The organism is Mesorhizobium sp. M7A.F.Ca.CA.001.10.2.1 (assembly GCF_003998575.1).
Taxonomy (GTDB): Bacteria; Pseudomonadota; Alphaproteobacteria; order Rhizobiales; family Rhizobiaceae; genus Mesorhizobium.
In genome coordinates this window covers 1-12,972 of sequence record NZ_RZQY01000105.1, presented here as the reverse complement: position 1 = coordinate 12,972, position 12,972 = coordinate 1, and the positions used below count along the sequence as shown (strand labels likewise).

Genomic DNA, 12,972 nt, shown 5'->3' with positions numbered 1-12,972 from the left:
TGTCCCAGCGACCGAATTTTGCGTGTCCGCGGCCAGAAGCGAAGTTCAGGCAGGAGCAACGCAGGACAAAACGCCGGGGTTCGATCCCGCCATTGCCCCGCTTGAGACAGACGCCGAGGCCGCGGACACGCAAAATTCGGTCGCTGGGACAAGTCCGCCGCGCACTCGCCCAAAATTCGAAAACGATGCCAGCTTTGCCAATGCCATGCGCCCGGTCGAAGGCGAGCCGGAACTGCGGCCCGGCGGCAACTGGCCGGTGTTGGTAATTGCAGCTGTCGTTTTGATAGCAGCCGTGGTTTTCCTGACGGCAGGCATGCTGCGCTGAGAATGATCCCGACGATGCGGCACCACGACCTATTCCTGGAGGTCTGGTGCGCCCTTCATGCCCGAGAGTTCGGTCATTGGGCACAGCAGCCGCGGTCGCGCGGGATCGGAAATGTCGAGCTTGTTCCAAGGGATGCGATATAGACCGCCGCGGCGGCGCAATCGGAAAAGATCCAGCACTGCCACGCCTATGGCCGAGGCCGAGAGGCGCTCGAAAGCGGCGTAGACCCCGACATGGATTTCGGTGACGACGAAATCGTCACCATCCCGTTCGGCGTGGATCTCCTCGATATAGCCGACATTCTTGCCGCGCTGCGAGAGTACGCGTCGCCCAGCCAGATGCTCAAGATTGACGGTGGTCATCATCAAGCTCCCGGAATGCGCCCGATGACATGGTCGCGCAACCAGTCCTGCCAGGCGAAGATCGACGTTTCTCGCACATCGATGTCGAACTCGATATCGATGCCGATATCTTTTACCTTGTGCCAGGCGATCCGATGGGGCTCGCCATGCTGCTTGACCGCGAGCCGCGCCATCCACCGCCCAGGCCGTGCGCCGAGGCGACGTGCCAGGGTGATGGAGCCGAGCTCGATGGCAATGATCCGAGGCGGCTTGCCAGGCCGTAACTCCGCCACCAGCCCGTCGACCTTGCCGATCTTGATCTGCTCGCGGTCGACCACCTGCTTGTCGAGGAGATCACGCAGCAACTTCATCATGTGCCTCCGAATATCTGCAGCGGGATGGTCACCACCGCCAGTACGAAGCCGAGCGCGATGATGAAGATGACGGCGGCATTCGACAAAATGCCATTGCGATGCTCGCCGACATAACGTTTGTCGTTCAGCAGAAACAGAAATGGGACGACCGTCAGCGGCAGGCTGGCTGCCGTCAGCGCCATGGAGAAGATGGTGAGCCTCAGCGGATCGAGACCAAGCGCGATGGGAATAGCCGCCAAAAGCAATGATATCGTGTAGGTGGCGCTGAAACCCGGATCGTCGCGCGGCTTGCGATCCTCGCCCCAATTCCAGCCGAAACCCTGGGCCACAAGATAGGCCTGTTGCAACCCGACCTCTAGTGCGGCGCCGAAGCAGGCAATGGCGAGGGAGGCAACAAACAGCACGAAGCCCCAGAAGCCGAATATAGGTATCAGCATCAACGGCAACTGGTGATAGTCATCCACTTGGGTGACGCCATGCGTGGCGAGCACGAGAGCGGCCACGATCAACACGCCGATCGAGATGGTCCCCCCGAAAGTCATGCCCAACCCCGCTATGGCCCGGTTGGCTCCGAGATAGCTTTTGTCCCACCGGTCCTCGATGGCCCCCGAGGAATAGAACATGAAGAGGTAGGGCGATATCGAGGCGCCGAGAATGCTGACCGCCATGAACCAGTAATTGGCGGCATCGTGGACCGGCAGCGAAGGCACGGCGCCCCTTGCGACTGCCGTCCAATCGGGTCTCAGCATCACCGCTCCGACGACGAAACACAGCGTCACCAGACCGAGAATAGATACGCCCTTCTCGATGAAGCCGAACGTGCCTTTCCAAAGCAGCAGCCACGCCAGCAAAGCCACCGGCAGTGCCCACCACTGGAAGCCTATGCCGGTGGCAAATTCGAGTGCAATGGCGACGCCGCCGATCTCGGCGGACAGCACCAGGAAATTGACCAGCAGGGCGGCAAGCAACGGCCATAGAAAGACGTTGAAGCCGAATCTCTCGCGGATGCCGTCGGAGATCGTGTGATGGCTCACGGCCGCGAACCGGCCGGACATTTCGACAAGGAAGATGATGCAGATGGTGCCGAGCACCACCGCCCAGATCAACTGGAAGCCAAACATCGCGCCTGCCTGCGCCGCTGTCGCCATGGACCCAACTTCGAGGAAGCCGCCGACGCTGGTGACGACGCCGAGGGATATTTCCATGAGCTTCTTCATGGCTTTGGCGCGAAGTATTTGGCGTAGGCGGTAGCGAGCGAACGCGACGCCAGCCGTATATCCTGTTGCGCATCTTGGACTTCCGGCCGGTCGCCCGCCTGCAATCCGGCCTCTGCACGCGCCACCGCGACCGACAAATCGTTGACTGCCTTCGTCAGCGAAGCTTGCTCGGCGGGTTCACTGGTTTCGGCGGACCGGATTTGCTCCCCGGCATCGGCAAGCGTCTTGCCGATCGATTGCAGCGTACCCGCCGTGTATGCGGTCGGCGCCGCCCCTGCCGCCCAGGCGTCCAGCGCCATCAATACAGTCTGCGATGCGGAGGCCGCTGTTCGTGATTGCTGCTCGATCTGATCGGAAGATGAGCATGCCGACAACATCATCAACAGCAAGCACAAGCACTCGAGCCTGAGATAGCGGCGTCTAACGATCAAATCAGGCGTCTCGTGCGCCACCGAATAGTCTCCCCCGACCCAACAAAACCGTGGCCGGCGTAAATCTGATCTAGAGCACTCGTCGGGTCCGTCAACGACCGCGCCCGCCGATCCGGAGCACGCGGCGGCGAGCCAGGTCCCGATCGGTTTCAATTGCCGCATCAGCGTAAGCTGAAGGTCAGGCGGGGCGATCCCCGTTCGGAGCGTCTTGGATTCTGTATTCGTGAATGAGGCCGAGAACCTGAGTTCTGACTGTGTCGCGCGCGTCGGGCTGGATGAAAAACATCAGCCGTTCGACCGCTTCAACGACTGCTTCGGGCAGATCCGAAACCGCATCGGTGAATTCGCTGCCATGCTCGTACATATTGTCCGTCAGTTTCTTGTCGAGGTCGGAAAGGATGCCCATCATCCACACTCCAGATCCGTGCTGTATCGAACTCACTTCGGCACCGTCACCGCGACGTCGCCTCGCCTGTTGCTGCCGGCCGTCGATCACTGCTGCCCCGGCATTTCCGTGTTTTCCCTAGGATTTTTCTGGACGCCGGCAGCCGGGGCGGTATCCGCGGGGGCATTGCCGCCCTGGTTCTGCTCCGGCGCGCGTTTCAGCGGCGAGGTCTGCCAGCCCATATCGACGTAGAAAAAGCCCACGACGAAACCAACAATGATGACCGCCGCTATCACCAGCGAGATTATTGCGTTGCGTCGCTCCATAGGCCTAGCCACCACTTGGCTTGGGAGATGCCGGCTGGGTTGGCTGCGTACCTTGCTGGTCGCCGCCGGTGCTGGTCTGCGGTGTTGGGTTGGTGTCCGTCGTGGGATTCTTGTCGACCGGCTGGCTGTTCGTAGTATCCGTCTTGGACTTGGCTGGATCGGCATTGTCGTTGCACCCCGCCAAGGCGAGCAATGCCGCCGACATCAAAAGCACTGCCCTCATGCTGATTTCTCCTGGCTGAGTCCGGGCGAAGCCGCCTGCCAATGACCTATCCGGTCGAACCGCACCGAGAGCCCTTGTTTGACCGCGCTTCTAGCCAGCAAATGGTCCAGTTCGGCGTCTTCGATCGGGCTTCGTACGACCTGGCGAATGGCCTTGCAGGCAAGTTCCGTCGAGACGAAATCATATCTCCTGCTCCTGGCGACGACATATTGTTCGACCAGCATCTTTACGCGCCTGAGCGCGATTTCTTCGGCGTATTGCATTCTGTTCCTCCTGCGCGCCGAACTGCCAAACGGGTACATTGTTCCCACCAGAACTTAAAAACATGGCAGCCGAACTCACGGGAAAGCCCGCGCTTCCCGAGCAGGGACGCGCGGGCTGGATCAGGCTGAGGGGGACCCGATCGTGCAGCATCAAACAAGGGGAGCAACGACGCTGCACGGATGTCGAACTCGCGTAGACCTAAGTAGACCTAAGTTGTTCCACCTCTCCACGCGCCGCTGTTCATGGCTTGGATGAACTCAAGGACAAATCGTTGTCACGGCCCGCATACAGCCGCGCATCATCCCGCACGGAACAATCAGCCCCGACAGTGGTTCGGCCGAAGCGAAGTTCGGAGGACGTGATGACGAATGAAAAGTTGGCCGTGGTGACGGGCGCCTCAAGCGGCATCGGCAAGGAACTCGCCAAACTGTGCGCCAAGGACGGCTACCACCTGATCATAGCCGCCGACGAGCCCGCGATCCAGCAGGCTGCCGCGGCGCTCGGTTCGCATGATGTGACCGTCGAAGCCATCGAGGCCGATCTGGCGACCGAGGAGGGTGTCGATCGTTTGATCGCCGGGATCGGCGATCGCGATGTCGACCTGTTGTTCCTGAACGCCGGACGTGGACTCGGCCGTGGTTTCGTCGATCAGGATTGGAAAAAAATCCGCCGCATCATCGACACCAACATCACCGGGACCGTCTATCTCGCGCATCAACTCGGAGCCAGGATGGCACGCCGCGGCCGAGGCCGCATCCTCTTCACAGGATCGATCGCTGGTTTCATGCCCGGCACTTTCCAGGCGGTCTACAACGGCACCAAGGCATTCATCGATTCCTTCTCGATCGCACTGCGTCATGAGTTGCAGGACACAGGGGTCACAGTCACCGTGCTGATGCCCGGGGCAACGCAGACGCGGTTCTTCGAACGCGCCGAAATGATGGATACCAAGGTCGGCACCGATGAGAAGGACAATCCCGCCGATGTCGCCAAAGCAGGCTACGAGGCGATGATGGACGGTGAGGAACAAATCATCAGCGGTTGGAAGAACAAGCTGCAGGTCGCCGCAGCGCATGTGACGCCGGCAGGCACGCTGGCCGAACAGCATCGCAAGATGGCCGAGCCGGGTTCAGCGTCCAAAGACTGACCTTCGGCCTTCAAGCAAACCAAAAAATCTCCAAGCAGGAGCACCATCATGAAAGCGCTCACATGGCACGGCAAAGGCGACATTCGATGCGACCAGGTGGCTGATCCGGCCATCGAGGATGATCGCGACGTCATCATCAAAGTCACCTGTTGCGCCATATGCGGCTCGGACTTGCATCTGATGAACGGATATATGCCGACGATGAAATCGGGCGATGTGCTCGGACACGAGACGATGGGCGAGGTCGTGGAAGTCGGCAGCGGCCATTCGAAGTTCAGAAAGGGCGACCGCATCGTGGTGCCTTTCAACATCTCATGCGGCGAGTGCTGGTTTTGCCAGAAGGGGCTGTTCTCGCTTTGCGACAGGTCCAATCCCAATGCCAAACAGGCTGCCGAAGTGATGGGACAATCCCCGGCTGGCCTGTTCGGCTATTCGCATCTGGTGGGCGGCTATTGGGGAGGGCAAGCCGAATATCTGCGCGTTCCTTTCGCCGACGTCGGTCCGATAAAGGTGCCCGAGGGAATGGACGACGAACAGGTGCTGTTCCTCTCCGACATCTTTCCAACCGGCTATATGGCAGCTGAAAACGCCGGCATCGAGCCAGGCGAAACCGTCGCCATCTGGGGTTGCGGTCCGGTTGGTCAGTTCGCCATCCAGAGCGCATGGATGCTCGGCGCCGGCCGCGTCATTGCCATAGACAAGGTGCCGGAGCGGCTGGCGATGGCTCGCGAGCACGGCAAGGCCGAGACGCTCGACTTCAGCAATTCCGATATCTACGACGCTTTGATGGCGATGACCGATGGCCGCGGTCCGGATCGCTGCATAGACTGTGTCGGGACCGAGTCGGATCCCGCCGCCAGTGCCGACTCCATGCTCGACAAGGTCAAGGCTGCCGTCTATCTCGGCACCGATAGGCCGCATGTATTGCGCGAAGCAATCTACTCCTGCCGCAAAGGCGGCACCATCTCGGTGCCCGGCGTCTATATCGGCCTCGTCGATCATATTCCGTTCGGCGCCGCCATGAACAAAGGACTGACCTTCCGGATGGGTCAGACGCACACGCAACGCTATCTCGAACCGCTCCTCGCCATGGTGCAGAAGGGCGACATTGATCCCTCCTTCGTGATCACGCACCGGGCAGACCTCGAAGCGGGACCGGACCTCTACAAGACGTTCCGTGACAAGCAGGATGGCTGCATCAAGGTGGTAATGCGACCGCATGGCTGAGACGTCGGGTTCTCGCACCAGGTCTGCCCTGAGCAAGTTCGCTGCCGTGAACCGCAACGGACCCGTTGGCGATCTGGAACCTTCGATCGCGGCAGCGGTTGACCTGCAGAATTCACGGCGGCGAGACCGCCGTGCCCCACCGGCTGCAAAGGAAGGTGTTGCATGACCAATGAGAATTCCACATCCAAACCTAGCGTCCGGTCTCCGAACGCCGATAGTCTGCCGCACCCAAAGCGGGATGCCAATGGCACCGATGCCGGTGGCAAGCCGGAGACGCCGAAAACCGCAGGCACATCCCGGCCGTCGACCGCGCCGCTGGACAATCCGGTTGCCAATCGCAACGCCGGGCGGCCGCGTCAGGCGAGCACCACGCCTCGGCCGACGGACAAGCCCCTGGACTGATCGAAACCGGCCTCTTGAAATCACAGCGAGTGTTTGTCGGGACGAAGCGATGCCAGGTCGGCCAGGGTGTTGAGAAGTGCAGCGTCGCCTGCCGGCTTCGGCACGAATTTGCAGTTTCGGAAGGGTGTGGGAACGTCGCGCGGCCCAAATCCGGTCATGAAGGCGAAGGGGATGCCGCGAGCCAGCAATGTTTCGGCCACGGGCAGACTTGTTTCGCCGTTCAATTGAATGTCCAGCAGCGCCACGTCGGCTTTGCCTGCATCGATAAGCTGACGAGCCGCGGCGGCCGACGAGACCGGGCCGATCACCGGATAACCCGCCGCACGCAGGCGTGACGCGATGTCTTCGGCGATCAGCCATTCGTCCTCGACCACCAGAACGCGCGGCTTGTCGTCGCTCACGGCGCCTCCTTGTGGTTTGCCGGAAACGCGATCTGGACGCTGAGGCCGTCCTTGTGGAACGCGGTTTCGACGTGGCCGCCGAGCCTGTAACCGATTTCTCCCTGCAATAGGGTCAGGCCAAAGCCGTTGTCCAACGGCGCCTTTACAAGAGGGCCGTCCTTTTCTCGCCAGCCAAATGTGAAACTGTCGTCCTCGATCGACCATTGCACACTGACCTTGCCATCGGTTTTTGACAAAGCGCCGTATTTGGCCGCGTTGGTGGCCAGTTCATGAATGGCCATACTCAGGGAAAGCCCCTGTTGCGGACCTAGTTTGACATCCTCGCCATCGAGTTCGATCCGCTCGATGCCGAATGGTTCGAGCTCCTGCTGGAGCAATTCCCTGACCGAGGCTTCCTTCCATCTCTCCCGGGTCAGCAGGCCGTAGGCCCGCGACATGGCATGCAGGCGACCGATCAGCGCGTCCGCGAACTCCTCCTTCGTATCAGAACTTTCCCGCGTGCGGCTTGCAATGCTGGCGATCACCGCAAGCATGTTCTTGACCCGGTGGTTGAGTTCCGAGATGAGCACCTGCTGATGCTCTTCCGCCTGTGCCAGCGTGGTGACATCGACAAGTGTCACCACCACGCCCTGGATCCTGTTGCCCTTGTCGCGATAGGGATTGATGCGGACCATGTGGAACAGGCCCCTGGCATCGCGTGCCAGATGGTGATTCAGGATCTCGCCCGTCTCGAACACCTTGTCGATGTGCTGCTTCAACTCGGGATAGTCGAGTTGGCTCGACAGATCCGTCAGCGGCCGGCCGACATCGGAGGGGCGCAGGCTGAAGAAAGATGACGCCGCCGGCGTGAAAGTGCGGACCACAAGGCTGCGGTCGAGGAAAATAGTCGCGATGTCGGTGCTTTCGAACAGGTTGCGCAGATCGCCGTTGGCGTGGTCGAGCTCTTCTATCTTGGCCGTCAACTCGGCATTGATCGTGTTGAGCTCCTCGTTGAGCGACTGCATCTCTTCCTTCGAGGCTTCGAGTTCCTCGTTGGTGGATTGCGCCTCCTCATTGACGGAGACGAGTTCCTCGTTCGACGATTTCACCTCCTCCAGCGCGGTCTCGTACTCCTCGATCGTCGATTGCAGGCGCTCTCTGGTATCGCGCAGTTCCCGCTCGAGATCGGCGGTGCTGTCACTGTCACGACTGCCGCCATCTTCGTTGGACCGGGCCTGGGTCGGCCCCGACGGCTCGAAAAGGACAAGGTAGAGCGGCTCGCCATTGCCGCGTTCGGCGAGCGGCTCGATCGTCAGCCTGATCGGCTGGACCCGCTCGTCGTCTTCCTCCACGGTGAGGTTTTCCCGCACCACTGTGCGGCGCGTGGTCGTCGCTTCGCGCAGTGCGGCGCGGAGGTCCAGCCGCAACCCACGCCTTGCCATCGTCAGCAACTGCCGGCTGGGAATCCCTTGTGGCGCTTCGAGATATCTGCCGGTCCTGGCCGAATAATAGACGACATCGCCCTCGGCGTTGACCAGGACATGCGGCGGCGCGAACCGTTCCAGCACCTGCGCCTCGACCGCCTGCCGCAGGGGATAGCCGACAAGTCCCTTCTTCGAGCCGGCACTTTCGGATGGGAAGACGCTGGAATGGCTTTCTCCGATCAGGGCCGGCAGTCTGATGTGCGGTGAGGCATGCTCCCGCGCCTGGAAGATGCGATGCTTCTTGTCGACGGTGGCGAACAGATCGTCGTGCTGCCCGACGCTTTCGGAGGTGCCGAGGAAAAGGTATCCGCCGGGCTTCAGCGCATAATGGAAGACAGGGATGACGCGATTTTGGATGGTCGGGCCGAAATAGATCAGCAGATTGCGGCAGGAGACCAGATCCATGCGCGAGAAGGGTGGATCGCGAATGACGCTGTGCGGCGAGAAGATGCACAGTTCGCGCACCTCATTGCTGAGGACATAGCTCTCGCCATCACCGTTGAAAAACCGCTGCTTGCGTTCAGGAGAAAGACCTTGCAGCAAGGCTTCCGGATAGCGTGCCGCCCGCGCCACCGCCAGCGCCGGCTCGTCTATGTCGGTGGCGAATATCTGGACGCGCGGAACGACCGTAAGCGTCTCCATGTGTTCGCGCAGCAGGATGCCGATGGAGAACACCTCCTCGCCCGTGGCGCATCCCGGAACCCAGACCCTGACGGTGTCGCTGGCGGTCTTGCCCTCGAACAGCTGCGGTATGATCTTTCGCCCGAGCAACTCGAAGGCATCGGGGTCGCGAAAGAAGTTGGTGACGTTGATCAGCAGATCGCGAAAAAGGTTCATCACCTCGCGAGCATCCTTCTTCAGCCAGTCTATATAGCCGCTGATGGAATGGACCTGGGCGATCTGCATGCGTCGCTTCACGCGGCGCAGGAACGTCTTGGTCTTATAGCCCGAGAAGTCATGGCCGGAGTGGCTGCGCAGAATGGCGTAGATTTGTTCTCGCACCTTGTCGATGTCGGGCGTTTCATCGCCATCGTCTTCCGCCAACCCGTCCAGCGTGTCGAAGCCGCGGGCGAAAGCCTCCAGCTTCGCCCCGATCTCCTCGGCAGTCACTGCGACATCGACGAGCCCACTGGCAATAGCGCTCTGCGGCATGTCGGGATTGCGCGGCCCGTAGCCGTCCGGCGCTTGCGCGACGATAAACCCGCCCCGCTCCTTGATGGCCTTGGCGCCCAGGGTTCCATCGGAATCACCGCCCGACAGGATAACGCCGACGGCATATTCGCCCTGGTCTTCACCCAGTGCGCTGAAGAAGATATCGATGGGCTTGCGCTCCTGGGTAAGCCCATTGGGCCGACGCAGGTGCAGCACCCCCGATTCAATGGCCAATGTCACGTTTTGCGGCATCACATAGACGTGGTCAGGTTGAACCACCGTGCCATCCTCGACCACCGAAACAGGCATCTCGGTGTAGCGGCTGACAACCTCATGCAACAGACTCTCCCTGTTGGGGCTGAGATGCGTGATGATGACGAACGCCATGCCGGGCTGGCCGGTCACGCCCTTGAAAAGGCCCTCCATCGCGGGAATGCCGCCCGCGGACGCGCCTATGCCCACGATGGGAAATCTAGTCGATCGGGCAGTCACGGCATGTCCCCCTTTCGCCGACCCGACATGAAGTCTCCTCAAGGCCGGATCGAACAGGACACAACCATATAGCGCGCAAGACGGATGGAACAAGACGTCAGAGATGACGTTGAACCCGATATCAATGGTGGTTCAATGGCAAAACGATCTGCTGACATAAAACTCCCGACGCCGGTGGTATCAGGAGCGCCTGGATCGCTCGAAGCTTCCCATGCGGGGCCCGTCCCGGATCGCATGCTGACGCTTGCGAAACGGTTGCAGGCGGCCTTGGATGACAGAATTCGGAAAGCAAATCCGCTGCATTCTAACCTCCGTTCCAAGAAAGGATGACGACGTGCGCGACCTGCGGGGGCTGCATATTCTGATAGTCGAAGACGAATGGACGATGGCGGGAGATCTTGCGCGGTTTTTCAGCAATATGGGCGCCATAATCCTTGGTCCCGCTGCAACTGTCGAACAGGCTTCCAAACACACCGGGACGGCCGAAGCTGCAATTCTCGACGTCAATCTCAATGGCCGACGCGTGTTTCCAATCGCCGATGAGTTGATGCGCCGGGGTGTCCCCTTCGTGTTCTTCAGTGGCGATGACGACATCGCCATTCCCGATCATCTCCGCTACGCCAGCAATTTGCGGAAATCCTCGGGCAGCCAGGCCGTGTTCAACGCACTCTTTCCCCCGCAGGCATCGGGACGGGCGACCTCCGTACCGGACCCGTCCGACGACGTCTTCGCGCTTTTGCCCAAACTGCGACTTGCGGCGCGCCTTTTGCTGGGAGACGTCGACGCATCGGATCGGCTCGTCGAGAGGACGCTCGAGCAAGCGATCCGGGATGTCGACCGCAGACAGCTTGGTCAATCCACTGAAAACTGGCTCAACGGCATCATGCGAGAGATGGCGAAAACCCGCGGCGCAAAACTGATGCATTAGTTTTACCTCCAAGGCCTCTCAGGCTGAAGTGCCAAGCCGCGGGGCCGTCATTGTTCACCACATCTCGAAAACTTGGCCGTACAGATCGGCCGCTTGGCCTGCGTCATCAGCCCTTCTGATTGCGCTCGACGAATTTGTTGAAACGGCTGGCTTTCCCCTCACCGGTCTTGGCCTGATACAGAAAGGCCAGATCATTCTCGTCGAATATCCGGAAGAACTCGTCCCATTCGATGGGCTCGAATGCTTCCTCGGGCTCGCCGAAGTCGATCCGCAGGATACCGCCCTCGCCTTTGGTGCGCACCACCGCCGGCCGGCCGTCCCGCTCCTCGGCCCATTTGCGAATTTCGTCATGGTTCGTGGTCGTTTGCGACTGAGACATTGAAATCTCCTTTGATCATCGGCGGACACGCGGGCTGTCGGGCGTCCTAACAGCACAAGGGCGTCAATGTTCCAGCACCGCGCCGTGATCGCGATGCCGGCTCCCAACGAAGTCCGCCAAAGGAACTTTGTTGAAGCAAGGGAACAAACCTTTTGCCGAAAAGTTCGGGGCGCCGAGGTTACTTGTCTGAGGAGTCGTCGTGAAACGCATATTGGTTACAGGAGGCTGCGGCTTCATCGGCCGGCATGTCGCACAGGAACTCGTCGAGCAGGATTATTCGGTTCGCATCCTCGATGCGCTGCTGGAGCAGGTGCATGCGGGCGAAGCCGTCGCGCTTCCCGCCGGGACCGAGCTGATCAAGGGCGATGTCCGAGACCGGGAGGCGGTCGCCAATGCGCTGGATGGCGTTGACGCGGTCATTCATCTGGCGGCGGAAGTCGGCGTCGGGCAATCGATGTATGAGATCGCGCGCTATGTCGGCGCCAACGATCTCGGCACCGCAACGCTACTTGAAGCATTGATCAAGCACCCGGTCGAACGGATCGTCGTCGCCTCGTCGATGAGCGTCTATGGCGAAGGGCTCTATGCAACGCCAGACGGCCGGCGTATCGACAATGCTCGGCGCAAGGCGAGCGACATCAGGAGCGGGCAATGGAACCCGCTGTCGCCAGGTGGAGACGCCCTCTCGCCGCTGCCGACGGACGAAGAAAAGCCGGTCGATCTCGCCTCCATCTATGCGCTGACAAAATACGCCCAGGAACGCGCCGTGCTGATCTTCGGCGAGGCCTATGGCATCGATGCGGTCGCGCTGCGCCTGTTCAATGTCTTCGGCGCCGGCCAGGCGTTGTCGAATCCCTATACCGGCGTGCTGGCCAACTTCGCTTCGCGTCTCGCCAACGGCCAACGGCCAATGATCTTCGAGGATGGCGAACAGAAGCGCGATTTCGTCCATGTGCAGGACGTCGCCCGCGCCTTTCGCCTTGCTCTGCAGCAACGCCAGGCAAAGGGTCATGTCATCAACATCGGCAGCGGCCGCGCCTATGCGATCAGCGAAGTCGCGCGATTGCTGGCCGAGGCCATGGGGACACCGAATCGCTCGCCGGAACTGCTCGGCAAAGCCCGCTCCGGCGATATCCGCAACTGCTTCGCCGATATTTCCAAGGCCCGTGAGTTGCTCGGTTTCGAGCCGGTGCGGCAATTGGAGAATTCGCTCGGCGAGTTCGTTTCCTGGGTGCGTAACACGTCCGCCGTCGACCGCGGCGCCGACATGAAGCGCGAGCTCGAAGAACGCGGGTTGGTCTCATGAACACACGCAATCGACGCGACGCGCCGGTCGCCATCATCGGCGGCAGCGGCTTCATAGGATCGAACCTCGCCGACAGCCTGTTGTCGGATGGCGAGCCGGTACTGGTGATCGACAATCTCAGCCGTCCGGGCGTCGAGCAGAACCTTGAATGGCTGGCGCAAAAACACGGCGGTCGCCTCACGGTGGAGA

The 12,972-nt window shown here is 60.8% G+C and carries 18 protein-coding genes; 7 read left to right on the top strand and 11 right to left on the bottom strand.

What is annotated here, in order from left to right:
* Positions 1-22: 22 nt before the first annotated feature.
* Positions 23-325, top strand: coding sequence for a hypothetical protein (locus EN964_RS09860; RefSeq protein WP_127276330.1), 303 nt, complete (start codon positions 23-25; stop codon positions 323-325).
* A gap of 29 nt (positions 326-354) precedes the next feature.
* Here the strand turns inward: EN964_RS09860 and EN964_RS09855 are convergent, their stop codons facing one another.
* From EN964_RS09855 to EN964_RS09820, 8 genes are all read right to left on the bottom strand, one after another.
* The gene (locus EN964_RS09855) at positions 355-687 is read right to left on the bottom strand and encodes a hypothetical protein (protein ID WP_127268253.1); all 333 of its coding nucleotides are present in this window, start codon (positions 685-687) and stop codon (positions 355-357) included.
* A gap of 2 nt (positions 688-689) precedes the next feature.
* The gene (locus tag EN964_RS09850) at positions 690-1,037 is read right to left on the bottom strand and encodes a hypothetical protein (protein ID WP_127268252.1); all 348 of its coding nucleotides are present in this window, start codon (positions 1,035-1,037) and stop codon (positions 690-692) included.
* On the bottom strand, positions 1,037-2,257 hold the full coding sequence (locus EN964_RS09845) for an NRAMP family divalent metal transporter (protein WP_127268251.1): 1,221 nt from the start codon (positions 2,255-2,257) through the stop codon (positions 1,037-1,039). Before EN964_RS09845 ends, EN964_RS09850 begins: the two co-directional genes overlap by 1 nt.
* Positions 2,254-2,709: a hypothetical protein gene (locus tag EN964_RS09840; RefSeq protein WP_127268250.1), complete on the bottom strand. Its 456-nt coding sequence runs from the start codon at positions 2,707-2,709 to the stop codon at positions 2,254-2,256. Before EN964_RS09840 ends, EN964_RS09845 begins: the two co-directional genes overlap by 4 nt.
* Positions 2,710-2,866: 157 nt before the next feature.
* Positions 2,867-3,097, bottom strand: coding sequence for a hypothetical protein (locus EN964_RS09835; RefSeq protein WP_031212583.1), 231 nt, complete (start codon positions 3,095-3,097; stop codon positions 2,867-2,869).
* An 83-nt stretch (positions 3,098-3,180) separates the two neighbouring features.
* Positions 3,181-3,399, bottom strand: a complete 219-nt coding sequence (locus EN964_RS09830) for a hypothetical protein (protein ID WP_013533184.1) — start codon at positions 3,397-3,399, stop codon at positions 3,181-3,183.
* Between the two features lie 4 nt (positions 3,400-3,403).
* Positions 3,404-3,622: a hypothetical protein gene (locus EN964_RS09825; protein ID WP_127255009.1), complete on the bottom strand. Its 219-nt coding sequence runs from the start codon at positions 3,620-3,622 to the stop codon at positions 3,404-3,406.
* Positions 3,619-3,885: a hypothetical protein gene (locus EN964_RS09820; RefSeq protein WP_027036323.1), complete on the bottom strand. Its 267-nt coding sequence runs from the start codon at positions 3,883-3,885 to the stop codon at positions 3,619-3,621. Before EN964_RS09820 ends, EN964_RS09825 begins: the two co-directional genes overlap by 4 nt.
* A 362-nt stretch (positions 3,886-4,247) precedes the next feature.
* Here EN964_RS09820 and EN964_RS09815 point away from each other — a divergent pair, with 362 nt between their 5' ends.
* The 3 genes from EN964_RS09815 (at position 4,248) to EN964_RS09805 (ending at position 6,662) form a co-directional block, all read left to right on the top strand.
* Positions 4,248-5,033 (top strand): SDR family oxidoreductase, encoded by a 786-nt coding sequence (locus EN964_RS09815; protein WP_127268249.1) that lies wholly within the window; start codon positions 4,248-4,250, stop codon positions 5,031-5,033.
* Positions 5,034-5,081: 48 nt separating this feature from the next.
* Positions 5,082-6,260, top strand: coding sequence for a zinc-dependent alcohol dehydrogenase (locus EN964_RS09810; RefSeq protein WP_127272252.1), 1,179 nt, complete (start codon positions 5,082-5,084; stop codon positions 6,258-6,260).
* 162 nt (positions 6,261-6,422) lie between these two features.
* On the top strand, positions 6,423-6,662 hold the full coding sequence (locus tag EN964_RS09805) for a hypothetical protein (protein WP_127272253.1): 240 nt from the start codon (positions 6,423-6,425) through the stop codon (positions 6,660-6,662).
* Between the two features lie 20 nt (positions 6,663-6,682).
* Here EN964_RS09805 and EN964_RS09800 read toward each other — a convergent pair whose 3' ends face one another.
* Complete coding sequence (locus tag EN964_RS09800) at positions 6,683-7,063, bottom strand: response regulator (protein WP_127272254.1); 381 nt, start codon at positions 7,061-7,063, stop codon at positions 6,683-6,685.
* Positions 7,060-10,170: a CheR family methyltransferase gene (locus EN964_RS09795; RefSeq protein ID WP_127269401.1), complete on the bottom strand. Its 3,111-nt coding sequence runs from the start codon at positions 10,168-10,170 to the stop codon at positions 7,060-7,062. The genes EN964_RS09800 and EN964_RS09795 overlap by 4 nt, the downstream gene beginning before the upstream one ends.
* A 271-nt stretch (positions 10,171-10,441) precedes the next feature.
* Between EN964_RS09795 and EN964_RS09790 the strand changes: the two genes are divergently transcribed.
* Positions 10,442-11,098 (top strand): response regulator, encoded by a 657-nt coding sequence (locus tag EN964_RS09790; protein WP_127269400.1) that lies wholly within the window; start codon positions 10,442-10,444, stop codon positions 11,096-11,098.
* Positions 11,099-11,204: 106 nt separating this feature from the next.
* On the opposite strand, the gene EN964_RS09785 is transcribed toward EN964_RS09790, so the two are convergent.
* On the bottom strand, positions 11,205-11,477 hold the full coding sequence (locus EN964_RS09785) for a hypothetical protein (RefSeq protein WP_023809470.1): 273 nt from the start codon (positions 11,475-11,477) through the stop codon (positions 11,205-11,207).
* Positions 11,478-11,676: 199 nt separating this feature from the next.
* Here EN964_RS09785 and EN964_RS09780 point away from each other — a divergent pair, with 199 nt between their 5' ends.
* Both EN964_RS09780 and EN964_RS09775 read left to right on the top strand, forming a co-directional pair.
* On the top strand, positions 11,677-12,783 hold the full coding sequence (locus EN964_RS09780) for an NAD(P)-dependent oxidoreductase (RefSeq protein ID WP_127270562.1): 1,107 nt from the start codon (positions 11,677-11,679) through the stop codon (positions 12,781-12,783).
* Positions 12,780-12,972, top strand: a 193-nt coding sequence (locus EN964_RS09775) for an NAD-dependent epimerase/dehydratase family protein (RefSeq protein WP_127276328.1), incomplete at its 3' end; no start/stop codon positions are given. The genes EN964_RS09780 and EN964_RS09775, both read left to right, overlap by 4 nt.